This is a genomic window from Accumulibacter sp., assembly GCF_036625195.1.
GTDB lineage: Bacteria > Pseudomonadota > Gammaproteobacteria > Burkholderiales > Rhodocyclaceae > Accumulibacter.
Genome location: NZ_JAZKUG010000001.1, coordinates 4,980,845 through 5,007,398, shown reverse-complemented (window position 1 = coordinate 5,007,398; position 26,554 = coordinate 4,980,845). Strand labels below are relative to the sequence as shown.

The window sequence follows — 26,554 nt, the reverse complement described above, 5'->3', positions numbered from 1 at the left end:
GACTATGAGCGCGAAAATGTCCAGGGGAAATGTATTCGCTGACTTTCCTGGCGATTGTACACCGACCACCCTGGTACGAATTACCGACGCAGATCGGGCAATCCCGACTGCGAAGCCGCTCACCACAAGGACCATCGTTCGCACGAAGCTCCGCCGTTCTCAGGCAATTGGCGCAACGGGTGCCCATCGCCGTACGCCAGCGCCAAATCGGCTCGGCCGGCGGAGCAGTACAGAACGACGCCGCCAGGCCGGCGCGCGTGCTGGCAGTTGGCGCACTGTCGCCCGACGGCCTCGACGGACCGATCCATGAAATAATCCCGCGCGTCAGCGCCCCGAAAACAAGCGGCCAGTACCTCGGCGATCGTCGCCCCGTCAGTCTCACCGATGTGATCCAGCCAAGCCATCACAGTTGCATGTATTTTGCTGCTGAGCGCGCTATCGAGAGGCGCGCTTGGTCGCTCCCGGGCGTTGACCTTCTGCGGATTCGACGCAGGGTGAACTTTCTCACTCGCGGTTGATGGTGCGCGGGCCGGAGTCAAACAGTGGGAATCGAAGTTCACCAGGTTCACCAGGTTCACCGGCTCCCGCCGAAGCCCTCGCAGCTCCTCGATCAGCCTGGGTTTGGCCTCGACGATCGCCTGTTTGAGCTGTGGAGTCAGTACGCCGGGCGCGGCGCGCAGGCGTACGTTGCCCTCCATGCCCAGGCTGACCTCGACGCCCAGAGCGCGCAGGTCGGCGAGATTCACAGTTCCACCTCCTCGTCATCCGCGGCGGGTGAATCTGGTGAACTTCGTGAACCTGCTGGCGTATCGTTTACCCCATCCGGCGCGGAGTATCCCGGCTCTTGCCGAAGTTCGCAGTGAACGCCGTCGCGCTTCGGCTTGCTGTCGATTTCGACATGAACGCCAAGTTGTCGCAGTGCCGGGGCCGCGCGGCGCAGCGCGTCGGCAAGACCTTTGGGGGACTTCGGCCAGTAGTCGCCGCGCTCGATGCTGGTGGCCGACGACTGCCTTTCGAGCCGTTCGAGCAAGCCCTTGACCGTTCCCGCGTAGCGATTGCAGCCGGCCACGAATTCGAGACACGCGGCCGCGACGGGGGAGGCTTCGATCGTGCGCTGTACCGCCTCCTGCCGGTGCGCAACGTACCGTTTCAGCCAGGCCCCCGGCCTGCCACCGCACGACTGGTGCATGGCCTCGCCGAGCATCGCGAAATCGGCCATGCGCGGACGCTCCACGGCGTCGATGCGCACCGTGGGCAGTTTGGCCAGCGTCCTGACGAAGAGGTCGAGCAGCGCGCCCATGATCTCGCCAGCGGTCTTGTTCAGTAGTTCGCGGTGCTCTGCCTCGGTCATCCGCTGCTCGATCTTCGGCAGGCAGATCGCGACGGCCCGGTCGAGCAGGTCGGAGCGCGTGATCACGGCGCCGATGCCGTTGAGCATCACCGGGTTGTGCGCTTCGATGATGTGCTCCTCGCCGTTGGTATAAAACTGCCGGCCGGCTGTCCCGCCACCCGTGGCGATCGTGCACAGGGCGTCGGAGATCTCCGGCGAGATGCCGGAGAGGTTCTCCAACGACACCACGTGGTTCGCTCCGGCGGCCACATAGACGTCCTCGACAGACTTCGGCCGGCCACGGAGCATTGCCTTGTTCGGATCGATGAACGTGCGTAGCGTCTTTTGCGTCGTGCTCTTCGCGCAGCCGTGTTCGCCGATCAGTTCGAGGACGGGGTACGGCGTGTCACACCGATAGCACTCGATCAGCCACGCCAGCAGCAGGTCACGGTCTTCCTTCGGGATGTTGAGCAACGGCCAGATCGTGTCGAGACTGCCCCCGCACACCGGGCAAGGAAGCGGGCGCATCGCCCTGCTGCGAACGAACCGCGGCTCGGGTACGTCGCGAATCGTCCACCCGACCGCCGTGATCAGCACTGCGCGCCACTGCTCGTCGCCGAGGTCGAGCCAGTAGCCCGCCTCGGTGCGGCCGACACGCTTTGCCGGCTCGCGCTCTTCGCCGTCGAACTTCGCCTTTCCGGTAAGCGCGTTACACGTGGCTTTGATGACCTCGGAGGCCGGAGCGCCATCGAGTTCCGTATGGCACAGCCAGCCGAGCCACTCCCTGTAGCCGCGCGATTCGATCAACCAGTGCTCACGATGTGTTCCGCCGTCCTGCACACGGTCGAAGCTGGCGTAGCCGTTGCCGTCCGCGTCGTGCCAGAGTTCGCAACGCTCGGCCGCCAGATCGGTCAGCCTCGACGCCAGGCTGTCGCTGCAGCGATCGGCCTCTCCGGCCGCCTGCGTCAGTTCGTCGAGCTTGGTGACCCGGATCTTGGGATTCGCGCTCTTGAGCAGGGTGCGGACCCGCTCGTACTCGACTGAGTCGGACTCGCGAGTTCGCCGGAACGCGTCCAGGGATTCCTTGGTCAGGTACGCGGTCGGATCCGTCGCCGATGCGAAGAGGATCCGCTCGACGGTCGCGGCATCGTCGTCCGCTTGTGAAGGCACGGCAGGGGCGTCGGCGACGAGGTCGCCAATGTCCGGGATCGGCGCCGACGGCTGGATAGGCTGTTCGTCGTAACTCATGCCGCCCTCCGCTCGGAGAGGATTCGCGCGAGATCGTTGAAATCGGTTCCCGTCGTGCCGTCCGGAAACTCGGGAATTGCCAGCCGGGCGCCGACGGTCTTCGCGGCGCTGGTCGCCGCGGTAACTCCCGGATTGCCCGGCGTGCCCCAATCGTTGTCGGCGCAGATCGTCAGTTCGGCGTCTGGCCAGGTCGCTCGTGCGGCGCGCGCGACGACGACCAAGTTGTGAGCGCTCATCGCGCAAAGGACGGCGTGCCCGGCGGAATCGTGCAGCGTACTTCCGGTGGCCCAACCCTCGCAAATGAGGAGTTGGCCTGGCTGTTCGAGACGGCCGATCGGGCAGAACAGGCCCCCTGCGCGACCGCGATGGAACAGCTTGCTGCCGTCGGGGAAGATCCTCTGAACGTTCCAGAGGCGGAGGTGTTCATCGACGAGCGGTACGAGCAGGGCGACGCCGTGCTGGCGCAACGCATGCGCTCGGACGGCCTTGGCGACCAGATAGGGGTGCAGCCGATCGGGATCCGATCCGAGTTCCCACTGCTGCTGCGCTTCGACCGCCCGCGCTGCCTGCTCGTCCTGCCGTTCCGCCTGTTCCTTCGCCCGCGCCGCTTCGACGAGCCGGGCGAAACGCCGTTGCTGCGCCGCGGAGATCGTCGTCTGGTCGCTGCTCCAGGTGTGCGTGCCCCAGAGCTTCCAAGTGCCGAACGCGCCCGCGGTGTGCCTGTCGAGATGCAGAACGTACCAGCCGTTGCGGCTGCCCGGCTTGTCACCCGCGACATGGAAGCGGTGTAGTCTGCCGTCGGCCTCGATGTGCTCCGGCGGAACCAGGCCGGTCGAGGCGATTGCCTCGCGGAACCGTTCGATGGGACGATCGTCCGCCGTCGAGCCATGGGATGCGGTGGTGGAGAGCAAGCGCGTGTTCATCGCTAGACCTGCACTGCGGGAAAGGCCAGGCGGCCGTTGGCGAGCTTTTTCGGTACAACTCCAAAATAGCTCCCGGTTCGGCAAATCCTCGCCCGGACCGACTGCCCCTTGACTTGATTGAGGGCTGCGAACTGGTCACAGCTCCGATCGTATGGGATCCGCTCTTCGCGGGTACTCTTCTTTTCCATTCGCTGCTTTCCTTTCTGGATGGAAAGCCTGCGGTGATCTCCTGCGGGATTGCATGGTTAATCAACCTCGGCGAACAGATTTATATTGCTTTGTGCTGACTAATGCGCAAGCCGGGAAAAATGGGATTCCCCCGGGAATCCCCCGGGAAAAAATCAGGGAATCAACTTTTGCTTGCGAAGATCGATTAGGCGGTTTCGGATTGTCTTGAGAGATGGTTCGCTTTCGCGATTGTCGGGCTGGTTGCGCAAGAACCGCGCTACCTGAGCGCCTTTCGCTCTTGGTCCATGTAGTTTTTCGATGGTGTCCCAGTGTTCCAGAATCATGCGACGACAGCCTCTCTCGGCCGCGATGTCGTGCTCTTGGCGGTTTTGTCTTGCAACCTCACTCGACACCGGGGCGCCCGCGTCGCCAGATTCGTCTGCCTTCTTGGCCAACACCTCGTGTTCAGGATTCGCTTCCGACGGTTTGCAACCCTGATCTTGACTCACCTGCTCGATGGCCTCGGCCGCAACATCTGTCGAGTGCTCTGAAGCTAGTACCGCCCGTCTGAAAGCCTCCATGGCGTTCGATGCTTGCGTCGCGGCTTCGCCTTGCCCGTCGTTACCATCAAGCGTTACCTCTGTCGCTCCAGAAGTGGCAGCCTGCCCCCGCGCTTCCTCCGGTACCTGCGGCGCGGTGTTGGCCGTCGGCACGCTCTCGGACACCGCCTGCCGAAACGCGTCCGGTACGCGGAATGCATGGACTCCTACGTGCAATGTGTCGACGAACTGAAGAAGTTGCTCGGGCGTGCAAGGAAAGGGCAAGGGTAGAGTCTTGTTGTCCCGAAGCATGGCAGGTTGCCAACCTGTCGGCGCGTCTGTGATGGCTTCATCACTCCATTTGACAAAACTGACGCTTGATTGCTCTACGAAATAATGCTCGTGCTTGCCCAGCCGAACCCCGGTCAGCTCGATCCAATCCGCTACTTGAAGACAAGTAGAACGCGCTAGTTCGAGACACCTTTCGTCAGATATATTGACGGCACGCTTTCCCCTCGGGTACAAGGAAGCAAGGACTGCCAGCCCCATCTGCTCGTGATAGCTGGAAGACTCCAATTCATCCCAAGCAGAATCATATTCTTCGTCGTGCCTCGCCCGCTCCGGTTCTTCGCCAACAATCGGGGCGGCAGTAGCGGCCAGCGGGAGACCCTCGAATCCCTCCATAACTATCGCTCGCGTTTCTGGCGGGGAGATTAGCGGCGAGAAGTTCAGCATCCCATCATTGGGGCGCTCGCCTTTTCGAGTGCCCGCCTGCGCGCTGAATCGATGCCATGATGTCTGTAGATCATCCCTCCACACAAAAACTCCAGCAGGCAGTATCGGCACAGATTTTTTTAGCCATTGCGGTCGGGCTATGTGGCGGTTGTTGTTCTTGGTCTTCAAGGACTCGCTCAAGCCTCGTAGGCGATCCTCAATGCCGTCCCATTCCTTAGGCAAGATTGGCGTATGGCTGCCATTAGCGTGGTGTTGGTAGGCGGTCAGTCGGTATAGGCGTAAGCCATCGGAAGAGTTTGCCAGCGACTTCGCAACCATGTCTGGCGAAACATCCCACCCCGTCACGAAAGGAATGGCACGAACCGGGATAGCCTCGCGGCCATTGATAGGAACGACAACGCTCATACTGCGCTCCTTCTCGCGCTCCTTCAACGGGGTGCCGCGCCAGCCGGGGAAGGTGCCCGGTTTTCGATTGGCCGATCTAGGCGCGGCAGTAGTGCTCGTTGCCTGAGTCCGTCAGGCGTCGGTGATTCGGTCAGGCGGCGATTCGTGCCACCGGTGCGCGTTCCTTGGCTTTCTCGCCAGGGGTCCACAAGTCGCGCTGAGCTTGCAGGCGCAGCCAGTAGCCGGGCGAGGTACCCAGGGCTTCATGCAAGCGCAGGTCCATGTCGGCGGTGACGGCGGCGTGTCCGTGCAGGATGCGGGACAGCATGACCCGGCTGATACCCTTGTGGGCAGCAAACGCGGTCACGCTCATGTCGAGGTCTTCCAGCCAGCCCGCAAGCAAGTCGCCGGGCGGCGCGGGTCGTGCATTCCCGTCATGCCGCCTGGCGCCACCCATGCTCTGTGTCCTCGAACACCCGGCGCAGTTCATCCTCTTGGCGATCGGTGTCATTCCACTGCGCGATCAGCTCAGCAACCTTGGTCGCTCCGTCCACGTGCTCCAAGTAGAGCAGGCGCAACATCCGTTCCGCCGCAATGGCCGGCCGGCGCTTGCCACGCTCCCACAGCGAAACGCTTTGCTCATCCACGCCCAAGCTGTCCGCCAACCGCCTCTGAGACATGCCCATTTCAACGCGCAGGAAGCGGATCTCGGCGCCCGTCAGTCGCTTCTTGTAATTCACAAGGCGGTGCCCGATGGCCCGGTGCAAGCCGTCGATGTCGTCGATTTCCAGGCAGCGGCCGATGCCCTCCAGATCCTCGTAACGGAAACCGTTCGCCAGCCAAATGTTCTTCAGTCCGCAATCTTCGTACTTCAGCATTTCGCTCATGTCACCCCTCGAATACCGTCGCGATCACCACCCACTCGCCTTTGTTGGACAGCTTGAAAACCACGCCCACAGTCAAGCGAGCCCCAGCATGGAACCAACTGACGTTGCACCGCCAATCGCCCTTGATGTCTTGATGCAACGGTTCGCTGATGTGCCCATTCCTCAACGTCTCCAGCACCTGCCGGCGGCCGATGCGGCGTTCTTTCATTCGCAACTCCGCATGGTCAGTGAAAACAAGGCGGCGGTGCTGGCTGCCGGCCTCCTTGACCCACTCGATAGCCTGCCTATCGGTTGGCTTGATGCAGGAAATCTTGCTCATGGCAATACATTGTATGCCTCAGAAGGCGATAGTTCAACGCAAGTTCATGTGGCTTGCCTGAACCGTCAGACAGCACTGACGACTCGCAAGCCGGGCGCTCGATCTTCGGCAGGCTGCTCGATACCCGCCTCGGTGAGAATCCACGCCTCGATCTTGGTGTGCCACATGCGCAGCAAGTCGAGCGGGCGCACGCGGTAATGCTTCTCGGCGGTCGCGCTTGGCTTGTGTCCCATGATCTGCGCCGATACGCCAGCCGGACACTCCACCCATTCCGCCAGCGTGCCAAAGGAACGGCGCAGACCGTGAATCGAGAGTGCAGGCAAGCCGGCAGTGGTCAGCGCCTTGTTGTGCATGATGCGCGGCTCCTGCAGCCTGCCAGATGCCGCTGTGACGCTGCTGAACACCCATTCATTGCGACGAGGCAGAGCGGCCAGCAAGGACGCGACGTATGGCGTCAGCGGGATCGTGCGCTCGCCGTCGACCTTGTCCTTGATGGTCATGGACCGCCACTGAAAGTCCACGTCTTCCCAGCGGATGCCGGCCACCTCTTCGCGACGGGCGCCAGTCAGCAGCGCGGTCTGGAGATAGGCAGCGATGACCGGATTCCCGATCTGGCGGACGGCGGCGAACCATGCCGGCAACTGCTCACGCTGTAGGCAGTCGTCCTTGGCAGTCTTCTTCGGCAATTCGTCCTTTGCCATGCGCGTGATGCAGGCGTCGGCGCGGACTTGGTCGCGGTACTCGGGGCGATCCGAGCACCAGTTGAGGAAGGCGCGCAGATACCTGAACGACAACGCGGCGGCTGTCGGGCGCTTGGTGGCTTCGTCCTGCAGCCAGGCGCGCACGCGGTCAGTGTCGATCTGTTCCAGAGGATGACTCAGCAGTGGCAGCAGGATGCCCGGCAGCGTCGTATCGCCTTCGCCGGGCCGGCGTCCTCGGGTCTTGAGTTGTCCGCCAGCATCGACAAGTCTCTGATGGTCAAGCAAGGTGCGCTCGCCCCATCGCGGCGCGCGGGCGGCAAGGTAGGAGCCCCAGGCGTCGAGTGCCGGCGTTGCGATCCGCTTTGCTTCTTCCCGCTTTACCTTGGCGGCGGTGATGCGTTCAAGCTTCTCTTGGCGCGGGTCTATCCCCTGGTCGATCATCGTTTGCAGCCGGCGCGCTTCGTCGCGGGCTGCCGCGAGTGTCCATGCCCGAACGTCGCCGATGGTCACGCGGACCGTCTGCCGGCTCAGCTTGGATTCAAAGATGAACGACTTGGCGCCGGCGGTCACACGAACGGCCAGCCGCGGCGCGTCGGTGTCCCAGGTGAAGGATTGCCCGGCGCCTTCGGGCAGGGTCAAGCGGCGGATGCGGTCGGGTGTCAGGCGTTCGCGGTTCATGTCATCGTCTCCGGGTTCGGCTACATGGGCGATTCCGTGTAGCCACCATGTAGCCATTTTACAGCAACCCGGTTCAACATCAAGCAATGCCTGTTTTGCTCAACGTCTTGTTTTCAAGGGTTTTGACTACAGTTCGCGCATACCCTTCAACGTCAAAAAACGCCTAGAAGTTCAGACTGTTAATCCGTAGGTCCCTGGTTCGAGCCCAGGTCGGGGAGCCAAGGAATCAATGCATCAGCCCAACTCAAAAGGTTGGGCTTTTTTGCGGGCCAGCACCGGTCTAGCACCACGGGGAAAAAAGGCCCAAGTCAGCCACCACGCGCGCCACGGGATCGCCGGCCAGCCGCCTGTATCCTCTTCTCCGCCGATCAGCAGAGCGCGCCAGGAAAGATCGCGGGAGCGCTTCGGGAAGCTTCGGGAGGCCGGCCCGACCTGTACGACAGAACCCATGCCCGCACTCTGCCGAAGACGGGCCGCAAGACCTGCTCATCAAACGGCATGAGCGCCGGCACCGCGAGATCATGGACGAGGCGCCGAGCGAACTGGTGGAGGCGGCCGGCTGCTGCGCGACGTGCGGGTTCCTGGGTGGCTGCGGTTTTCTCTCCGCCGAGATAGGCGCGGCAAGACTCCGTTTTTCTCAGTTGCCCTCGGGCAGAAAATCATCCGCCATCGTTTGCTCCATCGAGTATGGCGATTGCTTGGGGAAGGTCATTTCGTCCATGCCGGTTTCGTTCGCCGCCAGCAGCCGAGCCTTGCGATAGGCTTTTTCCAACGCTTGGGGAATTTCCGGCTTCAGTCCCGGCTCGTCGTTGAGCAGATCGGCAATATCCATGCGTTGCACGCGGATGGTCAGCGACCATGCCGCGCCTCGCCTCGCTGGTTGAAATTGCCACTTCAGCAGATGCATCAGCAAAACCGTCAACCTGTTCGTCAGTTCGCGCCGTTCGCTTGCCCCCATGGCTTCCAGCTCCTCAATCAGGTGCGCCGCGTCAAGGTCATCAAAGCGTTCCGCACGCAGCAGTTCGGCTTGCTGGCGCACCCACGTGTAGTAGTCCGACTGGTACAGGGTCGTTTCCATCGTTCGTTCCTTGTGTCAGCTCATCATGCGGCCCCGCCGCTTCGCTGCGCCTGCAGCAGTTCGAGCAGGAATTCAGGGGCAATGTCCGCACCGTTGGCCCAGGCCACCGTGCGCATGACCGGGTGCTGGCCCGCTACGGTGAGTGTAGCTGCAAAGCCTTGCTGCGGCTATGTTGATCAAGCTTCGTCAATCCGCAGGTTTGCCAAGACTCACCGACCATTGATCCGCATGGCGACCATCGGCGCGGCGGTCTGGCACCGCAAGGCCGGTTCGCCGCGGCATGTCAGCGACTGAGGCTGGTGCTTTCCGGTCGGGAGACTGGCGGTATTGAGCCGGTGCTCGCAACCTGTCAGGAATTCGTCGTGCCGCGGGCGAAGCCGGCATCCATCCCGTCCCGAGCCCCGCAGAATCCATCGCAGCGCTGGCAGAGGCTTGGCCGTTCAGGCGCCTTGGGCCGCCGGCCGCCAAACGGAGTCTCTGGCAATCAATGGGGGTGGGACTTCTCGTACCCGTGTTGCTTCGTCCGCGGCCATGCAGGCATGCGGGCGGCTCCCGCCGAGCCAGGGTCAGCGAGCGCCCGACTGCGTTTGCCGCTCGCTGTTTGCCCCGCAGCTCATCTGGTGGAAGCCTGCGGTTCGTGTCGGGTATCGAACCCACGTGGCCTGCTCTCGGCGCCGTGCACGCTGTAATTGAAAGCCAGCCGGCCGGGCAGGTCCACGGTGTTGCCCGTGTGCGCCTGAACGGTCGCGGGATGAACCAGGGGTCTGCCTGCTTCCACTGCAGACGCGGCTGACTGCGAGCGTTGCGCATCCTTGCCGTCCCTTTCGGCGCAGACCGGCTTCACCGGCTGGCAACGACGATCACTGAACTCGACTCGGCCGTTGACCTCGCACCTGAACATCGGGCCGGCGCTGGCCGGCTGGCAAATCTGCAACCCGAGAACAACCACGACGAGGACTCGCACGTTCATCGCTCACTCCCATGTTGGTTTGTCCGCTCACCGCGAGGCTGATCTTCACACGCCGCAGACGCTGGCCGAGTGTCGAAAGTCACGGACTGTGGCAAGGAACGCGGCCGCTGCGCTGTCGCCTGACGAATCTCGGCCGGCGCGCCAGCGGCAGAGCGGCGTCGGTGGCCAGCCAGGGAAGCAGGAGCGGAGGCCTTCGTTGGCCATCGACGGCTGCTGCGGTGTGTCGCGGTGGGCAAAGGGATCGTGCGCTGGTACAATCCTGCATACTGGCACAAGGGGTTTTTTCGGCGCGGCATCGCTGGCGCGCTGACCGGTTTCGGCAGCGGGCCGTTCGTTCCGCTTGACTCGCAGGACACCCTGGCAGGCTGCTCGGTAGAACCGCCCCGCGCGTTGCTGCAGACGCAGCGGTAACTGGCTCGGATGGTGATGGAAAGAGTATCGATGGAGCGGCGAGCTCGCGCCGGCGTTGCTCGCAACGCGGGTCAGGGAGCTGCTCGCATGCTCCTGGATCGGCGGCTCCAGCGTCGGGGGGCCGTGCTCGCGAGAGCGGTACTGATGAGCCGGTTGGAAAGCCATCGCGATGCGTCTGGGCTGGCGTGCGCTGGCCAGCGTGGCCGGGGCCCGCGAGTGTGTCAATCGACCGTCCCGCGGCTGCCGGAAGGTCGCGGCAACACGCGGTGGTGGATCGTCGGCGATTCCCGGCACGGCAACGCCAGCCGCTTTCCGGCTTCGCCGGCAGACTCCTGCTGCCGCCATGTCTGACGCACTGGTGGCCGTCTGGCCCGGCAAACCCTATCCCCTGGGCGCCACCTGGGACGGCGAAGGGGTCAATTTTGCCCTCTTCGCGGAGCACGCCGACAAGGTCGAGCTGTGCCTGTTCGACGACGGCGGACGAGACGAGCGACAGCGCATCGAGCTGCCCGAGAAGACCGACCAAATCTGGCACGCCTATCTGCCCGGATTGCGCCCCGGGCAACTGTACGGCTACCGCGTCCATGGTCCCTATCGGCCTGAGGAAGGGCACCGCTTCAATCCGCACAAGCTGCTGCTCGACCCCTACGCCAGGGCGATCGTCGGCGCCATCGAGTGGTGCGATGCCCAGTTCGGTTACCGCATCGGCAGCCCGCGTGAGGACTTGAGCTTCAGCCGCCGCGACAGCGGACCCCGCATGTTCAAGTGCCAGGTGATCGATTCCGCCTTCGACTGGCAAGACGACCGCCGCCCGAACGTTCCCTGGCACCAGAGCGTCATCTACGAGCTGCACGTCAAGGGCTTCACGCGCCTGCACCCGCTGGTGCCGCCCGGGCTGCGCGGCACCTATGCCGGTTTGGGCAGCCCGCCGGTCATCGAGCACTTCCGGCGTCTGGGAATCACCGCGGTGGAGTTCCTGCCGATCCAGACCTTCGTCGATGACCGCCACCTGCTGCAACGGGGGCTGAAGAACTACTGGGGCTACAACTCCATCGGCTACTTCGCCCCCGACCCCCGCTACTCCGCCAGCGGTCGTGTCGACGAGTTCAAGCAGCTGGTCAGGACCCTGCACGCCGCCGGCATCGAAGTCATCATGGACGTGGTCTACAACCACACCGCCGAGGGCAACCACCTGGGGCCGACGCTGTGCTTTCGCGGCATCGACAATGCCGCCTATTATCGGCTGGTGCCGGGCGCTGCCCGCTACTACATGGACTACACCGGCTGCGGCAATACCCTGAACATGATGCATCCCAGGGTGTTGCAGCTGATCATGGACAGCTTGCGCTACTGGGTCAGCGAAATGCACGTCGATGGCTTTCGCTTCGATCTGGCAGCCGCCCTGGCCAGGGAACTGCATGAAGTGGACCAGCTCGGCGCCTTCATGGACATCATCCACCAGGACCCGCTGCTGTCGCAGGTCAAGCTGATCGCCGAGCCCTGGGACCTCGGCGACGGCGGCTACCAGGTCGGCAACTTCCCGGTCGGCTGGACCGAGTGGAATGGCAAGTACCGCGACGTCGTGCGCGATTACTGGCGCGGCGAGGGGGGGCTGATCGGGCAACTCGCCTACCGCCTGACCGGCTCCAGCGATCTCTACCAGCACAGTGGCCGCCGACCCTATGCCAGCATCAACTTCATCACCGCGCATGACGGCTTCACGCTGCACGATCTGGTCAGCCACAACGAGAAGCACAACGCGGCCAACGGGGAAGAGAACCGCGATGGCGAGTCGCACAACCGCAGCTGGAACTGTGGCGTCGAAGGCGAGACGACTGATGCCGATGTGCTCCAGCTGCGGCAGCGGCAAAAACGCAGCCTGCTGGCGACGCTGCTGCTTTCACAAGGAGTGCCGATGCTGCTCGCGGGTGACGAGATGGGGCGGACCCAGCGCGGCAACAACAACGCCTACTGCCAGGACAATGAACTGAGCTGGGTCGACTGGGATCTCGCCACGCGGCCCGACAACCAGGAGCTTCTGCAATTCGCCCGTCGCCTGGTCGAGCTGCGCCGGCAGCATCCGGCGCTGCGGCGGCGGCAATTCTTCCAGGGGCAGCGCATCCGCGGCGCAGGCGTGCGCGACATCATCTGGCTGCATCCCGACGGCAGCGAGATCAGCGACCAGGACTGGCATCATCATCATGCCCGTTGCTTCGCGCTTTACCTGATCGGCGAAGCCCTGGAAGAACAGGATGAACGCGGTCAGTGGGTGAAGGACGATGATTTCCTGCTGCTGCTGAATGGCCATCATGAGGCGATCCACTTCACGCTGCCGTGGAAAGGAGACTGCGAACTCGTGCTCGATACCGCGCTCGCCGACTGCGGCGAGCTGCAGCCGTTCAGCGACCCGTCGTATCGCCTGGCGGGCCGTTCGCTGGCGCTGCTGACGCAGCCGCGCCGGGCTGGCCGAGTCGCCGAGCCCATCCGGCGCCGGCGCTATTTCATGCCCTTCGGCGCGCAGGTGCTGGAAGGTGGGCGGGTGCGCTTCCGCCTGTGGGCGCCGGCGGCCGAACGCGTCGAGCTGTTGCTGCAGAAGCCGGAGGCCGGCGCCATCGCGCGGCCGATGGAATCCAGGGAAGCGGGCTGGTACGAACTGACGAGCGACGAGGCGACGGTCGACGACCTCTACCGCTACCGGATCGATGGTTCCTGCGCAGTGCCCGATCCGGCCTCCCGCTGCAATCCGGATGGCGTGCATGGCGCCAGCCAGGTGATCGAGCCGGGGCTGTTCGCGTGGACCGACGGCAACTGGCGCGGCCGGCCCTGGGAGGAGGCGATCATCTACCAGCTGCATGTCGGTGCCTTCACCGCGCAGGGCAGCTTCGCCGCAGTCACGGAACGACTCGATCACCTGGTGGAACTCGGCGTCACCGCGATCCAGTTGCTGCCGGTCGCTGCCTTTGCCGGGGCGCACGGCTGGGGTCACGACGCTGTGCTGCCCTTCGCCCCCGCCGCCACCTATGGCCATCCGGACGAGTTGAAGGATCTGGTGCAGAGCGCGCACCACAAGGGCCTGATGGTGTTGCTCGATCTCGCCTGTCAGCATTTCGGACCAGAGGGCAATCACCTGTCCGCTTACGCGCCGGAATTCTTCGCCCCACCGACGACCGGTCGCGCCGGCAGGAGCATCGACTGCACTCGGGCAGTCGCCGGCGAATTCCTCATCCACAATGCCCTGTACTGGCTGGAGGAGTTCCATGTCGACGGTCTGCGACTCGATGCCGCCTGGCTGCAGGAAGGTGCGGGCGAGTCCGATCTGCTCGAGACGCTCGCCGACGCGGTTCGTGAGGGGCCGGGCAAGCACCGGCATTGCCACTTGCTGCTCGGCCATGACCCGCGCGCCGTGCGCTATCTCCACTGGCCTGATCACAGCGCTCCGCGCCGCTATGCAGCCGTCTGGAACGACGCCGTGCAGCAGGCGATGCAGGACGTGTTGACCGGTGCAGCGGCCGGCGCGGCCGGCACCGTCCGGCCACTCGAGCAGTTGGGCGCCTGCCTGAGCCGCGGCTTTGCCGACAGCGGCGCCGGTCGCCTGTTGCCCACCGCTTTCGTCAGCTTCCTGCAGGACTACGCGCGGATCGGCGACCGCGCCCTCGGCGAACGCCTGCACCAGTTGACCCCGGCGCGGCCGCTGGGTGTGCTGGTCGCGACGGCTCTGCTGGCGCCGATGCCGCCGGCGCTGTTCATGGGCGAAGAATTCGCCGCTGCGCAGCCGTTCCTGTATTTCTGCGACTTCAACCCGGACCTGGTCAAGGACGTCGCGCGCAACCGGCGCCAGTCCTTTGCCCATCTGCAGGGCTTTCGCAGCGCGCGGACGCGGGCGCGCATCCCCGACCCAACCGACCCGGCGACCTTCCAGCGCTGCAAGCTCGACTGGAACAGCATCAACCGCTCGCCGCATGCCGACTGGCTCGATTTCCACCGCCGCCTGCTGGCGGTTCGCCGACGGGAAATCTGTCCGCGGCTTGCCGGCATGCATGAAGAAGCCGTTCGCCACAGCCTGATCGCCGGGCGCGGCTTGTCGATCCGGTGGACGCTCGGCGACGACTCGGTCCTCAGCCTGTTGGCCAATTACAGCGGCGTGCAACTCGACGGACTGCAGCGTCCGGCCGGTTCCGTCCTCTGGGCCGAGCCACGCGAGGCCGAGCAGGCGCTGCCGCAGGGGCGGCTGCCGCCCTGGTCACTGCTCTGGTTCCTGCAGGATGCCGCCTGATGCCGGTTGCGAGAATCCTTTCCGGTGACGTCCGCTTGACGTCACAACCGATTGACCTTCACCGAGGCAAGACAGAATCATGAGAGAGAGCAAGTTGAACGACGAGATGATCCGCATCGCCGAAGCACGCCACCACGATCCGTTTTCGGTACTGGGAAGGCATCCGTGTCCGGAAGGCGTTCTCGTGCGGGCCTACATCCCGCACGCGATGGAAGTCTCCATCGCCGAAGGCAATCTGCCGCTGGCGCGGGTGCCGGATTCCGACTTCTTCGAGTGGCGGGGTTCCGGCAAGAACCTTCCCGAGCACTACCGCCTGATCTGGCGCGACACCTGGCACCACGACCACATCGCGCACGATCCCTACAGCTACCTGCCGCAACTGAGCGATTTCGACCTGCACCTGTTCGGCGAGGGCAGGCACAGCCACGCCTATCGCTTCCTCGGGGCCAACGAGCACGAGGTCGACGGCGTCGCCGGCATCCTCTTCGCCGTCTGGGCACCCAACGCCGAGCGGGTGAGCGTGCTCGGCGATTTCAACCACTGGGACGGTCGCCGCCACGCGATGCGCGTGCGCCCGGGGAGCGGCGTCTGGGAGCTGTTCATCCCCGACATCCCTGCGGGCATCTTCTATCGCTTCGAGATCCGGAACCGCAACAGCGGCGAGGTGCTCACCAAGTCCGACCCCTACGGGCGACGCTTCGAGATGCGGCCGGGCAACGCCTCGATCGTCACGCCGCGCTCGACCTACGCCTGGCAGGACGCCGCGTGGATCGAGCGGCGCGCCACCGCCGACTGGCAGCATGCGCCGATGTCCACCTACGAGGTCCATCTCGGCTCCTGGCAGCGCGGCCACGAAGGGGAGTTCCTCAACTACCGCGAACTGGCGCGACAACTGGTCGAGTATGTTTGCCGCATGGGCTTCACCCACATCGAGCTGCTGCCGGTCACCGAGCATCCCTTCGACCAGTCGTGGGGCTACCAGGTCACCGGCTATTTCGCGCCGACCAGCCGCTTCGGCACCCCCGACGATTTTCGCTACTTCGTCGATCTCTGCCACCAGAACGAGATCGGCGTGATCCTCGACTGGGTTCCCGCGCATTTCCCCAAGGATGCCCATGCGCTGGCGCGCTTCGACGGCACGGCGCTCTACGAGCACGAGGATCCGCGCAAGGGCGAACATCTCGACTGGTCGACGCTGATCTTCAACTTCGGCCGCAACGAGGTGAAGAACTTCCTGATTTCCAGCGCCGTGTACTGGCTTGACGAGTTCCACATCGACGGCCTGCGGGTCGATGCCGTCGCGTCGATGCTCTACCTCGACTATTCGCGCACCGAATGGGTGCCCAATCAGTACGGCGGCCGCGAGAACATCGAGGCGATCGACTTCCTGCGTCAGCTCAACGCCACGACGCACAGCGAAGCGCCCGGCACACTGGTCATCGCCGAGGAATCGACGTCGTGGCCGCAGGTGACGCGCCCGACCTACATTGGCGGGCTGGGTTTCGACATCAAGTGGAACATGGGCTGGATGAACGATACCCTGCGCTACATCGGACAGGAACCGATCTTCCGCCAGTACCATCATGACCTGCTCACCTTCAGCATGCTCTACGCCTTCTCGGAGAACTTCATGCTGCCGTTCTCGCATGACGAAGTGGTGCATGGCAAGGGATCGATGCTCAACCGCATGCCCGGCGACGAGTGGCAGCGTTTCGCCAACCTCCGCCTGCTCTACACCTACATGTTCACCCATCCGGGCAAGAAGCTCCTCTTCATGGGCACCGAGTTCGGCCAGGGCCTGGAGTGGAACAGCGCCGGCGTCCTCGACTGGTATGTGCTCGAGTACCGCTTCCATGCCGGCATGCAGACGCTGGTCAAGGATCTCAACCACCTCTATCGCGGCTCGCCCGCCCTGTACGGCAACGAGTTCGACTGGCAGGGTTTCGAGTGGATCGATTGCCACGATTCGCAGCAGTCGATCCTCAGTTTCGTGCGCAAGGCCGGCGACGAATTCGTCGTCGTGATCGTCAACTTCACGCCGGTGCCGCGGACCGATTACCGGATTGGCGTGCCGCAAGCGGGCACCTATCAGGAGATCCTCAACTCGGATTCGCAGTTCTATGGCGGTAGCGACATGGGCAACAGCGATCGGCAACTCGTCGCCGAGGAGATGCCGTGGATGAACCGTCCGTACTCGTTGACCATCACCGTGCCGCCGCTCGCCGGCGTCGTCCTCGCGCTGCGCGCCTGATGCCGCGCGACGGGGGCGGCGAAAGCGCCCTCGGAGCAAGTGTGCGTGCCCGGCCGCCGACGCCGGGCACGCGCGAAGGCTGCCAGCGAAATTCTTGCGTTCGGCGTGGAAGCGCAGGCGGACCGTCGCCGGGACGGTGGGGCAAGCATCCACGCGCTGATGCAGCCGAGCAGGCATGGCGATCGCCAGCAGAGCCCCCGGCCGAAGCCACCGTCGTCTGGATGCTTCCCTGATCGATCGAGATGCTTCCCTGATGCATCAGGATGCTTCCCTGACCGATCGAGATGCTTCCCTGATGCATCGAGATGCTTCCCTGATGCATCGAGATGCTTCCCTGATGCATCGAGATGCTTCCCTGATGCATCAGGATGCTTCCCTGATGCGTCAGGATGCTTCCCTGACCGATCGAGATGCTTCCCTGATGCATCAGGATGCTTCCCGGGTCGGTCGGGATGCCTTCCCAGCGCTCGAGCATCGCTGCCGCGTTCGTCAACCCGGCGGCGCATTGACACGACTGCCGGCGGCAACCTACCATTTTCGACGAGGGGCAATCCGTCCCTCGTGACTTCATCTGCGTGGGGGAGTGCCATGGCAAAGAACGAAACCGTCCGTCTGGCGCAGGAAAAATCCGAGCGCAAGGCGCCGGCCCGCAGTGGCAAGGCCGGCAAGTAGTTCGGCGCCCGCCCGAGCACAGCGCATCGACGACGGCGGGGGAAAGGACGTGGCACCTCATCCCCTGCCGGAGCGAAACCCCACGCTGCGCCAAGGCTGTGCGTCAAGCAGGATTGCGACCGCACCTCCTGCCGACAAGCGAACCCGAACAAGATGAGCACGCCCCCCTTGGTTGCTGCGTTCTATGAGCAGATCTGGAATTGCGGCAAGGTCGAAGCTGCGCGCGAGCTGCTGAGCGAGGCATTTGTCTTCCGCGGCTCGCTGGGGGCTGAAGTGCAGGGGCGCGCTGGTTTCGTGGCCTACGTCGGCGCAGTCCGGTCCGCGCTCGCCGACTACCGCTGCGAGATCCTGGAGTGCGTCAGCGAGGGCAATCGCGCCTTCGCTCAGATGCGCTTCTCGGGCCGACACGTCGGGGTCTTTCGCGGCTACGCACCCACCGGCAAATCCGTGTACTGGCTGGGGGCGGCACTGTTCGAGTTCGCAGGGCCACGAATTGCCCAACTCTGGGTCCTGGGCGACCTGGCCAGTCTCGACGGCTTGCTGCAGGCCAACCAAGGAGCATGAGCCACGCATGCAGCCGACGGCGGTCGCGCGTCATGGCTGGATGGGGCGCATCCGACCGCCGCGGCTGATGCGCGGTGGTTGCGCCTCTCGGGTCGCTGCTGACAATGTGCCAGCGTCTTGCACAAGTACGTTACGGGTCGCCTCGCTGAGCGGCCGGATTCCATCACGAGTGAGACTCGCAAGCCCGCAGCAAGACGTCGCACAACATCAGGTCGCTGATGCATCCAGACGGCCAAGCCTTCGCTCAGCCGGAGCCCGCGCAAGCTTCGCCGGCGCCGTCCCTATGCGCTTGGCGCCTCTGCGTGCGCTTGCCTGCAAGCTTCGGCCGCAACGGCACGCGCCCTCATTCGCTTCTCGGCATGGAGAGTCGCTGCCGGGTTCGTCAGCCCGGCGGCGCATTGACACGACTGCCGGCGGCAACCTACCATCTTCGCAGAGGGGCAATCCGTCCCTCGTGACTTCATCTTCGTGGGGGGAGTGACATGGCAAAGAACGAAACAGTCCGTCTGCCGCAGGAAACCAGACAGGCCGATGAAGAGGCCTTTCTCGCGCTCAAGGCGATCGCCGGCTACAGCCCGGCCAACCAGACGTACAGCCTGGCAACGGTGACGGCCCGCTACGACGCGATGCGCGCCGCCGAGGAAGTCGAGCTGCGCGCGCAGAATGCACTCGACGCCGCACGCGATGCGGCGATCGCCACGCAGTGGGAACACCACAACCTCATCCTCGGCGTCAAGGACCAGGTCATCGCCCAATTCGGTGCCGATTCCAACGAAGTCGCCTCGCTGGGTCTGAAGAAGAAATCCGAGCGCAAGGCGCCGGCCCGCAGCGGCAAGGCCGGCAAGTAGTTCGGCGCCTGCCGGAGCACAGCGCGTCGACGACGGCGGGGGAAAGGACGTGGCGCCTCATCCCCTGCCGGATCGAAGCCCGACGCCAGCCGTCGTTCGTTCGGTTGCACGGCGGGCACCGGGCGAAGGGAGCGCGGTGGTGACGAAATTGCCGGCTTTCTTTTACTGGCCAATGCGCAGGGTCCTGTTTCGTCGGGGAATCAGCGGCTTGTCGTCGATGGCGAATGCATTTTGACGCGAGGCTTTGCGTCCTGTAGGATTCCGACGTCTAGTTCGGCGCCAATTGCTAGAGTCGGGAGCCGAAGGGTTTCCATGGAAATTTGAAAGTAACGTGGAAGGGCATCATGAGTGCATTCATGGATAACCAATCAAGATTGCGCAAACTCGTTGATGATCTAGGGTTTGAGAATCGCGGAGAGGTATCAATTTCAGCGAGGAAACCACAGTTCTTAGATGTACCAAGCAATCTTCATCAAATAGTTCGAAATGAGTTGCGCTCACGACTTCCGAGCGGGATGTATGGACATCAAGCAAAGGCAATTCAGGCTGCCCTGGATGGATCGGACGTATGCGTCGCAACTCCAACGGCTTCGGGGAAGAGCTTAATCTTCATGTCGGTATCGGCCCATGTTCTCAAGGCAGATTCGAATGCAAAAGTGTTGGCTTTGTATCCGGCTCGAGCATTAATTCAAGATCAGTTCTCGAAATGGCAATCTCTCTTAGCACCAATGGGACTGAGGTGCGTACAAATTGATGGTGGGGTCGCAGTAAACGAGCGTGCGGAGCTTTTAAGAAATGGTCGCTTAGTCTTAATGACGCCTGACGTTGCGCATGCTTGGATGATGAGTCGTCTGCACGACGAGCCGATAAGAGAATTTCTTTCTTCCATCAAGATCGTGGTTTTAGACGAGGCCCATGTATATGACGGCGTGTTTGGAACAAATATGGCGTACTTCATGCGGCGCCTACAGGCCGTAACGCGGGTAGATAGGTTCATATCGAGCACCGCGACAATCGGTGATCCAGAACAGTTCATTGGAAATCTGATCGGAAGGCGGCCAACTGTCTTTGGCCCGTCGGATGATCAAGGGCCATCGCCAGACAAGTGGCTAGTAATGGCAAAGCCGGGCGGCGGTGATCCGTTCGGAAAATCCGTAGCTCTACTCAAGGCTGTCGCTGACGCTGGGTATGGAAGGTTCATCGCCTTTGCCGACTCACGGCGAATAGTTGAGCAACTCGTAGTAATCGCCGAGAGAAAGGAAAGTGAGCGGGGTGTTGTTGAAGTTGACAATGAAGAGTCCGAACCTGAGCCAAGCGAGCATGTGATTGAGCATGGAAGAATTCTTCCATATCGTGCGGGATACGAAGATGAGGATAGAACTCAAATTCAGAGAGCACTCACAGAAGGGAGGCTTTCTGGTGTTGTTTCAACAAGTGCAATGGAGCTTGGAATTGATATAGGTGAAATTGATACGGTACTTATGTTAAGTACCCCGCCAACCATGAAATCATTCTGGCAACGATTTGGTCGTGCTGGTAGAAAAAGCCCCGGCTATTGCATATTTATTGATACGCGCGAAGTGATCAATGAAGAAGGAAACCCTCTAGAAGAGTTTTTGAAGAAAGCTGTCGAGCCGGCGTGGCTCTACTTAGATAATCCATACCTGCAATATTCTCAAGCACTCTGTGCAGCGCAAGAGTACGCAGAGTATGGCGGCGCTCAATACAACCGAGTTCCATTGCGTTCTCTGCCAGAACAGTTCCTCCAATACTTGGACAATGAAATAAATCCAGTGCAGGGCATACCTGATGACCTTTATCCATTAAAGCAGAGGGCCCAATCGGGTGCACATTATGAGTTTCCCATTCGAAGCGGGATTGAGAAAAATTTCGCCGTAAAACTAAGGGGGGCGCCAGGTGAGCCCCGTCTCGGTACTCTCACCATGGCGCAAGCAATGCGAGAGGGATATCCAGGCGCAATCTACTATTACATGGCTAAGCCATTTAGGGTGGTTTCATTCAACTACAGAACCGCAGAGATATCGGTAACAAGAACAAGGCTTTGGACAACGCGAGCAGATTCTCGCTGCATGGTCTTCCCCAAATTTCCGGGCGGCGTAATTGCGTCGAGGAAATCCAGCATAGGATTTTTAGTAGAGACCGGCATGCAGATAAGTGAGCGGGTGACTGGTTTCATAGAAAAAAGGGGGAGAACGCAGACTCCTCATGCTTATGATCACCTGTCGCCCTATTCACAAAAGCCAATAACCAGATATTTTGAAACAACCGGGGTTTGTTGGTTATTTCCAGAGAAGGAGGTTGTTTCTGATGCCGTCGCCTTGAGATTGCACGAGGCTTTTTGTGTCTTGTGCGGCATTCAACAGAGGGACATTGGCTATGGAATATTCCATTGCAAGCCATCTCCATACTGGCAAAGTGAGTGCTCAGGGATGAGCATTTATGACAACGTACATGGAAGTCTCCGCCTTACAAAGCAGCTTCATGAACGGTTCCCAGATGTTGTTGAGTTGTCTATTACCCTTGCTCTGGAGCGTGATAACTCTCATGCGCCTTTGGTTATTGAAGCGTTGAGACGGTTGAAGCAACTCTCTTCTGAGTGCGAGGTGAATGACCCTCAGGAGTCAATGCGTGTTAGCTCAGAGAGCGATGACTGGGTCAGCGTGATTGATGAAGACCAGAGCGCAGTACACGTTGAAAATAGTGAAGAGGTTAGAGTCATTTCGCATCGTTTTACTCCTCAAGGGTTGATGTATGAACTGGCGTCAAATCGACCGGGAGTTCGGTGGCTGGTAAAAACAGGCTTGGTTCGGCCAATTCCGGGAACGACCAAGATGACTCGGGTTAATTGGGTCACAGGAGAAAAAGCGTCGAGTTGACGGCGCCCAACAATTCGCTGCTGGCGCGACGGCCCTGACGGGCCGCGGCCTGAGCTCACACGTTAGGCCTCACACTTCACCATGAACAAGCGCATCCTCCTCATTGCCCTCTTCGCTTGGTCTGGCCACGCGCCAGCCTCGCTCGTGCTATCGTCCGATCCAGCATGGGGACCCGGCACGTTGACTCGAGACACTTCGACCGGTCTTGGATGGCTGACGCCAACAGTGACTTCTGGACTGTCCATTTCCGAGGTTCGAGGTCTGCTTCAATTTGATCCTCGATACGTAGGGTTCCGTGTGGCAAGCACTGCTGAGTTGACCGAACTGTTTGCGAATGCAGGTATTCCGGATATTAATGTTGCAGGTTACGGAGCGCTGTATGGGACCACGGCAAATGTGGCTGGCGTAAGCGCACTGCAGTCGCTCGTAGGAGTGACGTATCAGTATCAGTACTCCGCGCTTGGGTTCCTGTATGAGACCGCCGGCTATGTTGACAATGACTTTGTGAGTCCGGTCAATGGCTTTCTCTCAGTCAATATCGGCAATGTAGTCGTGCGCACTGCGGTCAATACTGTGAGCGGCGTTCTTGACTTTGCCTCTGCATACTCAACGTGGGGCTCGGTCCCGGTTGGGAGCGCGCTACAAGGCGTAGGTACTTGGCTCGTAAGACAAGACGTTCCGGAACCGCCGACACTCGCATTGGTAGCTATGGCTCTTGCAGTTGCGCTCAAGGTCCTGCGCCGTGAGGCCTAACCCCCACTCAAGCGGAGTGCCAACGGCAGGCCAACAGGCCCGGGCTGGCGGTACGCGGGACATTCTCGCTAGCCCGGGCCTAGTCGCCTGCTGTCGTCGCCCGTTCAGCTCGAACGTTAGAGCGAATCATGCGCGATGATCCAGAGCTGACCACACCCATTGGCCTTGCGCGGTACGCCCATGATTTTTTTGACTCATCTCGCGCGGTCGATTATCACTACGGAAAGAGTGACGGATTTGACCTGGTTTCGCAAATGCCTGCGCTATATCTGATCGGGCATTCAATTGAGTTGGCGTTTAAGTCCTACTTGCTTCATCGTGACATTACGCTTCGCGAGCTTCGGTCTAGGAAATTCGGGCATGACCTTCATTCCTGCCAGAGAAAGGCCGAGGAGCTTGGCTTATCAGGCTTGGTCAAGTTCGACTCGGCCGAAGCAGCAGCAGTCGAACTGCTCAACAGTTTGTATTCGAAAAAGCAGCTCAATTACATAGAGACGGGGATAAAATGCATTCCAGAATTTGGTCTGCTAAAGTCATTCGCCATCAAGCTCATTCACGCAGTTTCCTCTGAGGTTGGCTACGAGGACTTCAACCGCTGATGCCCGCAATTCCGTCTAACAATTCCGGGTAGAAATAGGGGGCAGACCACGGTTTGTTTGACCCACAGCGAAAATCATGAAGCGCAAAATCTACGTTGAAACCTCCGTCATCAGCTATCTGACGGCACGCCCCACCAAGACCATTGTTGGAGCGGCTCATCAGCAAATCACGCTGGCTTGGTGGGAAACGCGCAACCGATACGAATTGTTGGTGTCGGAGCCGGTTTTGCGGGAGTGTGGCGCTGGTGATCCAGACGCGGCCGCCAAACGGCTGGCTGGCTTGAAGGATGTCCCTCTGCTCTTGATTACGGAGCAGGCGCTCCTGATTGCGGAAGCGTTGGTACAACTGGGAATTGTCCCGATCCAGGCCGCCGAAGACGCGCTTCATATTGCGGTCGCCACGGTGCATGCTGTGGACTACCTGCTGACATGGAACTGTCGGCACATCGCCAACCCGGAGATACAGAGAGGGATTGCAGAGTACCTCGACCGGATTGGCTTGTATCTGCCGTTCATCTGCACGCCAGAAGAGCTTCTGGGAGAAGAAAATGCTCAATGACGAAATGATCGATGAGGTTCGGGCTATTCGTGATGCCCATGCCGCCCAATTTGCTTATGACCTGCGGGCGATCTATGCCGACCTGAAAAGGTCGGAAGCTGCACGTATTGCTGCCGGTCATCCTTTTGTTTCCCCACCATCTGGAACTCCCGCGCCGAAATCGGTATTGCAGCGGACTCGCTTCGCTCCCCGCTGAATTTGACGTGAGGCCTGAAAGCACATGACCGAACTGCGGTGCTACTTCGGACTCATCGCCACATTGGCGTGGCTAACCACAATGGCAATCCTTTTCGACTGGAGCGGCACACAGGCTAGTCAGCTGAAGCCCAATGAGTGGGGCGACTTCTTTGCGGCCGTCTGTGCTCCTCTTGCCTTTTTGTGACTGGTGTTGGGCTACCTTCAGCAATGCGAGGAACTGAAGCTAAGTACAGAGGCTCTGCGATTGCAGGCGGAAGAACTAAAGAAATTTGTCGAGCAACAGCGTGAGTTCGCCGAAGTAACCCGCCTGCAGGTCGAAGGCGAAAGGGAGGCTCTTGCCTATGAAAGGCGCCAACGAGAGGAAGAGGAAAGGCCATCCTTCGTCGTCGTTGGGGTGGGTGGCTCTTTCAGGGGCGACGGTTATTGCAATTATGGTTTCGTTATTTCAAATAAGTCCGCACACGGACAATGGCGGGTGTCGCAGACGCCGGCTCTGTCGATCGCGCTCCCGTTGCGCTTCTTCAAGCAAATGGGACTACCGAGCCTTGCGCCGCGGTAGGAATTTGCTTCATCGAACCGCCGGATACGTGACCCGTTCGTCCGGTGGTGTGGGAGGGGGAGGCCGCGAGGATTTCTCCTATCCCGATTATGCATGAAGATGCCATATGTCTGAAAGACTAGATTTCTATCAAGTGCTTGGCGTTTTACCCAACGCAGAGCCTCCTGTCATAAGAGCCGCATACAGGGCGCTAATAAGCATTTATCACCCAGACAGAAATCAATCCACTGATGCTATTATCAGAACAAAAGAACTGAATGCCGCCTATGCTGTGCTAGGGGACAGTGCAAAGAGGGCTGAATACGATAAATCAAGCGAACCCACTAGAACCAAGGCAAACATCTTAGAATTTGAGGAGAAGCAGCCATTCCAAGAGGACCCACTCGAGAAAGATTGGAAGGTGGCCATTGAGTTCTATCCGGATGTTCAGAAACATCACCTTGACCTTGAAAAGATATCATGGAGACTTGCATTCACATTTAAGATCAAGATCCTTCAGAGTCAGGAATTCAAAGACTCACAGGAAATTGCCGCACAACTGAAACATGACTATTTGTGTCGCTATTTTGGCCGCAATGCGGATATTGTTATCTATGCTGAAAACATAATCAAAGCCAGAGAAATTGAGGTCGCACTATATTTGAATAATGTCATCGGGGTAATGGGCAAGAGTGTTGACATACGGAGTATTCGTGCCAACATAAACAATAAGTTTCCATCACTAGCGAGAAAACTCGAAGGCAGACGGCTTTTCCAGCAGATTTTTAGAGAACCCTGGAATGTGGGCGACGCAGTCGCAGCAACCCAACTTATTAGTTTGCATGGAGGCAAGGTAGAGCAAAGGGTTTTCAGTTCCAAAATAACGCTGCATTTGCATGATAAGACGTTTAAATTTAATAGTTCATACGATTTCTGCAAGTTCGTTAAAGGAGAATTTTCTTCGAAGTATGCATAACGGGTGAGGGTTGATCGTGCGACCGATGCGAAGCCACGATCTGAACCGTTTGTTGGACGAGCCCGGTGGGGGCAGCTTGGTTGGCAAGCGTATTACGGGATCACCGAGGTGCCGAGCCCTCTGCGCGACCTCGACAAGTGGGTCCGGCGCAAGTTACGCTGCGATTTCTGGAAACAATGGGGTCGAGCGGGCTATCGGGAACTGCGCCAACGCGGCGTGTCGGTGCGTGAAGCGTGGCATACCAGCAAGTCCGCACACGGTCCATCGCGGGTGTCGCAGACGCCGGCCCTGTCGATCGCGCTCCCGTTGCGCTTCTTCGACCAAATGGGACTACCGAGCCTTGCGCCGCGGTAGGAATTTGCTTCATCGAACCGCCGGATACGTGACCCGGTTCGTCCGGTGGTGTGGGGGCGGCCGCGAGGCCTTCTCCTATCCCGATTGGGCGCTGACGGTGCTGAACCGCTACAATTAACGAGTGGCTCAATCTACTATCGTCCGAATCCGCAACTGTGTTCGTTCACTGAACTACGTTGTGTCCATCCACGCTGTAGAAGAACTTGACGATGACAACCTTACGATCCTCGATCTCGAAAACATCCTTCTCACCAGCGAAATCATCGAGCGCCAGCGCGACTGCAAGACGCACGAGCGCAAGTTCGTCGTCCGCGGCACCACCGTCGGCGGACTCCAGGCCGAGGCAGTCGTCAAGTTCGGCCCGCTCGGCAATCTCTTCGTCATCACGGTCTACCTTGTCTGAAATGCTCTGTGCCTCATGCGGCCATCCAGGCGTGCAACTGCGGAGGGTAACTCGCAGTTCCGGTCGAGGTGCTTCGCTTCTGGTGATAGAGAACATCCCCATGTGGTCGTGTCCTCGCTGCGGAGAGTCGTACTTCTCGGCTCAGACACTCCACGAAATCGAACGTATCAAGGCTCTTCGGAAGTCTGTCGCTGTCGACCGCCCGGTTCCGGTCGCTGTGTTTCAAGAAGCGCACGCCCAACCCGGCGCTCCAAGGGACGCTGCGCGATAAAGCCGCGCAGCGTCCCTGAGCGGCTCA

23 protein-coding genes and 1 pseudogene are annotated in these 26,554 nt (G+C 60.9%); 16 read left to right on the top strand and 8 right to left on the bottom strand.

Annotation, left to right across the window (positions count from 1 at the left end):
• Positions 1–119: 119 nt before the first annotated feature.
• The 8 genes from V5B60_RS21220 to V5B60_RS21185 all read right to left on the bottom strand — a co-directional run bounded on the left by V5B60_RS21220 (position 120) and on the right by V5B60_RS21185 (position 8,990).
• The gene (locus tag V5B60_RS21220) at positions 120–746 is read right to left on the bottom strand and encodes a hypothetical protein (protein ID WP_332350019.1); all 627 of its coding nucleotides are present in this window, start codon (positions 744–746) and stop codon (positions 120–122) included.
• A 1,828-nt stretch (positions 747–2,574) separates the two neighbouring features.
• On the bottom strand, positions 2,575–3,501 hold the full coding sequence (locus V5B60_RS21215; protein WP_332350017.1) for a toprim domain-containing protein: 927 nt from the start codon (positions 3,499–3,501) through the stop codon (positions 2,575–2,577).
• Between the two features lie 341 nt (positions 3,502–3,842).
• Positions 3,843–5,348, bottom strand: coding sequence for a hypothetical protein (locus V5B60_RS21210; RefSeq protein WP_332350015.1), 1,506 nt, complete (start codon positions 5,346–5,348; stop codon positions 3,843–3,845).
• A gap of 130 nt (positions 5,349–5,478) precedes the next feature.
• Positions 5,479–5,784, bottom strand: a complete 306-nt coding sequence (locus V5B60_RS21205; protein WP_332350013.1) for a HigA family addiction module antitoxin — start codon at positions 5,782–5,784, stop codon at positions 5,479–5,481.
• The gene (locus V5B60_RS21200; RefSeq protein WP_332350011.1) at positions 5,762–6,214 is read right to left on the bottom strand and encodes a helix-turn-helix domain-containing protein; all 453 of its coding nucleotides are present in this window, start codon (positions 6,212–6,214) and stop codon (positions 5,762–5,764) included. Before V5B60_RS21200 ends, V5B60_RS21205 begins: the two co-directional genes overlap by 23 nt.
• Before the next feature lies 1 nt (position 6,215).
• The gene (locus V5B60_RS21195) at positions 6,216–6,533 is read right to left on the bottom strand and encodes a DUF4258 domain-containing protein (RefSeq protein ID WP_332350009.1); all 318 of its coding nucleotides are present in this window, start codon (positions 6,531–6,533) and stop codon (positions 6,216–6,218) included.
• 65 nt (positions 6,534–6,598) lie between these two features.
• The gene (locus V5B60_RS21190) at positions 6,599–7,912 is read right to left on the bottom strand and encodes a tyrosine-type recombinase/integrase (RefSeq protein WP_332350007.1); all 1,314 of its coding nucleotides are present in this window, start codon (positions 7,910–7,912) and stop codon (positions 6,599–6,601) included.
• A 637-nt stretch (positions 7,913–8,549) separates the two neighbouring features.
• Entirely contained in the window at positions 8,550–8,990 is a 441-nt protein-coding gene (locus tag V5B60_RS21185; protein WP_332350005.1) for a DUF29 domain-containing protein, read from the bottom strand.
• A 1,724-nt stretch (positions 8,991–10,714) separates the two neighbouring features.
• On the opposite strand from V5B60_RS21185, the pseudogene glgX reads away from it, so the two are divergent.
• The 16 genes and pseudogenes from glgX to V5B60_RS21105 all read left to right on the top strand — a co-directional run.
• Positions 10,715–12,850, top strand: a pseudogene (gene glgX, locus V5B60_RS21180) (glycogen debranching protein GlgX); the annotation flags it as partial.
• A 24-nt stretch (positions 12,851–12,874) separates the two neighbouring features.
• On the top strand, positions 12,875–14,644 hold the full coding sequence (locus V5B60_RS21175; protein ID WP_332350685.1) for a DUF3459 domain-containing protein: 1,770 nt from the start codon (positions 12,875–12,877) through the stop codon (positions 14,642–14,644).
• A gap of 79 nt (positions 14,645–14,723) precedes the next feature.
• Positions 14,724–16,895: a 1,4-alpha-glucan branching protein GlgB gene (glgB, locus tag V5B60_RS21170; RefSeq protein WP_332350003.1), complete on the top strand. Its 2,172-nt coding sequence runs from the start codon at positions 14,724–14,726 to the stop codon at positions 16,893–16,895.
• A 175-nt stretch (positions 16,896–17,070) separates the two neighbouring features.
• Positions 17,071–17,460, top strand: a complete 390-nt coding sequence (locus V5B60_RS21165; RefSeq protein ID WP_332350000.1) for a hypothetical protein — start codon at positions 17,071–17,073, stop codon at positions 17,458–17,460.
• A 260-nt stretch (positions 17,461–17,720) separates the two neighbouring features.
• Positions 17,721–18,131: an ester cyclase gene (locus tag V5B60_RS21160; protein WP_332349998.1), complete on the top strand. Its 411-nt coding sequence runs from the start codon at positions 17,721–17,723 to the stop codon at positions 18,129–18,131.
• Between the two features lie 482 nt (positions 18,132–18,613).
• Positions 18,614–18,979, top strand: coding sequence for a hypothetical protein (locus tag V5B60_RS21155; RefSeq protein WP_332349996.1), 366 nt, complete (start codon positions 18,614–18,616; stop codon positions 18,977–18,979).
• A 344-nt stretch (positions 18,980–19,323) separates the two neighbouring features.
• On the top strand, positions 19,324–21,876 hold the full coding sequence (locus V5B60_RS21150; protein WP_332349994.1) for a DEAD/DEAH box helicase: 2,553 nt from the start codon (positions 19,324–19,326) through the stop codon (positions 21,874–21,876).
• A gap of 315 nt (positions 21,877–22,191) precedes the next feature.
• Entirely contained in the window at positions 22,192–22,629 is a 438-nt protein-coding gene (locus tag V5B60_RS21145) for a PEP-CTERM sorting domain-containing protein (protein ID WP_332349993.1), read from the top strand.
• Between the two features lie 128 nt (positions 22,630–22,757).
• The gene (locus tag V5B60_RS21140) at positions 22,758–23,228 is read left to right on the top strand and encodes a hypothetical protein (protein ID WP_332349991.1); all 471 of its coding nucleotides are present in this window, start codon (positions 22,758–22,760) and stop codon (positions 23,226–23,228) included.
• A gap of 76 nt (positions 23,229–23,304) precedes the next feature.
• Entirely contained in the window at positions 23,305–23,787 is a 483-nt protein-coding gene (locus V5B60_RS21135) for a type II toxin-antitoxin system VapC family toxin (RefSeq protein WP_332349989.1), read from the top strand.
• Positions 23,777–23,983 (top strand): hypothetical protein, encoded by a 207-nt coding sequence (locus V5B60_RS21130; RefSeq protein WP_332349987.1) that lies wholly within the window; start codon positions 23,777–23,779, stop codon positions 23,981–23,983. The genes V5B60_RS21135 and V5B60_RS21130 overlap by 11 nt, the downstream gene beginning before the upstream one ends.
• Before the next feature lie 192 nt (positions 23,984–24,175).
• Positions 24,176–24,544 carry a hypothetical protein gene (locus V5B60_RS21125; protein ID WP_332349985.1) on the top strand — a complete coding sequence of 123 codons (369 nt, stop codon included), beginning with the start codon at positions 24,176–24,178 and terminating at the stop codon, positions 24,542–24,544.
• Positions 24,545–24,650: 106 nt separating this feature from the next.
• Complete coding sequence (locus V5B60_RS21120) at positions 24,651–25,499, top strand: J domain-containing protein (RefSeq protein ID WP_332349983.1); 849 nt, start codon at positions 24,651–24,653, stop codon at positions 25,497–25,499.
• Between the two features lie 3 nt (positions 25,500–25,502).
• Positions 25,503–25,853: a group II intron maturase-specific domain-containing protein gene (locus tag V5B60_RS21115; protein ID WP_332349980.1), complete on the top strand. Its 351-nt coding sequence runs from the start codon at positions 25,503–25,505 to the stop codon at positions 25,851–25,853.
• 178 nt (positions 25,854–26,031) lie between these two features.
• Positions 26,032–26,256, top strand: coding sequence for a DUF4258 domain-containing protein (locus V5B60_RS21110; protein ID WP_332349977.1), 225 nt, complete (start codon positions 26,032–26,034; stop codon positions 26,254–26,256).
• A 1-nt stretch (position 26,257) separates the two neighbouring features.
• Positions 26,258–26,527 (top strand): type II toxin-antitoxin system MqsA family antitoxin, encoded by a 270-nt coding sequence (locus V5B60_RS21105; protein ID WP_332350683.1) that lies wholly within the window; start codon positions 26,258–26,260, stop codon positions 26,525–26,527.
• The last annotated feature ends 27 nt before the right edge of the window (positions 26,528–26,554 follow it).

Coding starts and splice junctions, on each gene's coding strand:
- V5B60_RS21120 (WP_332349983.1), top strand. CDS start 24,651: ATGTCTGAAAGACTAGATTTCTATCAAGTGCTTGGCGTTTTACCCAAC.
- V5B60_RS21150 (WP_332349994.1), top strand. CDS start 19,324: ATGAGTGCATTCATGGATAACCAATCAAGATTGCGCAAACTCGTTGAT.
- glgB (WP_332350003.1), top strand. CDS start 14,724: ATGAGAGAGAGCAAGTTGAACGACGAGATGATCCGCATCGCCGAAGCA.
- V5B60_RS21140 (WP_332349991.1), top strand. CDS start 22,758: ATGCGCGATGATCCAGAGCTGACCACACCCATTGGCCTTGCGCGGTAC.
- V5B60_RS21160 (WP_332349998.1), top strand. CDS start 17,721: ATGAGCACGCCCCCCTTGGTTGCTGCGTTCTATGAGCAGATCTGGAAT.
- V5B60_RS21165 (WP_332350000.1), top strand. CDS start 17,071: ATGGCGATCGCCAGCAGAGCCCCCGGCCGAAGCCACCGTCGTCTGGAT.
- V5B60_RS21130 (WP_332349987.1), top strand. CDS start 23,777: ATGCTCAATGACGAAATGATCGATGAGGTTCGGGCTATTCGTGATGCC.
- V5B60_RS21185 (WP_332350005.1), bottom strand. CDS start 8,990: ATGGAAACGACCCTGTACCAGTCGGACTACTACACGTGGGTGCGCCAG.
- V5B60_RS21105 (WP_332350683.1), top strand. CDS start 26,258: ATGCTCTGTGCCTCATGCGGCCATCCAGGCGTGCAACTGCGGAGGGTA.
- V5B60_RS21135 (WP_332349989.1), top strand. CDS start 23,305: ATGAAGCGCAAAATCTACGTTGAAACCTCCGTCATCAGCTATCTGACG.
- V5B60_RS21175 (WP_332350685.1), top strand. CDS start 12,875: ATGCCCTTCGGCGCGCAGGTGCTGGAAGGTGGGCGGGTGCGCTTCCGC.
- V5B60_RS21195 (WP_332350009.1), bottom strand. CDS start 6,533: ATGAGCAAGATTTCCTGCATCAAGCCAACCGATAGGCAGGCTATCGAG.
- V5B60_RS21215 (WP_332350017.1), bottom strand. CDS start 3,501: ATGAACACGCGCTTGCTCTCCACCACCGCATCCCATGGCTCGACGGCG.
- V5B60_RS21205 (WP_332350013.1), bottom strand. CDS start 5,784: ATGGGTGGCGCCAGGCGGCATGACGGGAATGCACGACCCGCGCCGCCC.
- V5B60_RS21190 (WP_332350007.1), bottom strand. CDS start 7,912: ATGAACCGCGAACGCCTGACACCCGACCGCATCCGCCGCTTGACCCTG.
- V5B60_RS21210 (WP_332350015.1), bottom strand. CDS start 5,348: ATGAGCGTTGTCGTTCCTATCAATGGCCGCGAGGCTATCCCGGTTCGT.
- V5B60_RS21155 (WP_332349996.1), top strand. CDS start 18,614: ATGGCAAAGAACGAAACAGTCCGTCTGCCGCAGGAAACCAGACAGGCC.
- V5B60_RS21200 (WP_332350011.1), bottom strand. CDS start 6,214: ATGAGCGAAATGCTGAAGTACGAAGATTGCGGACTGAAGAACATTTGG.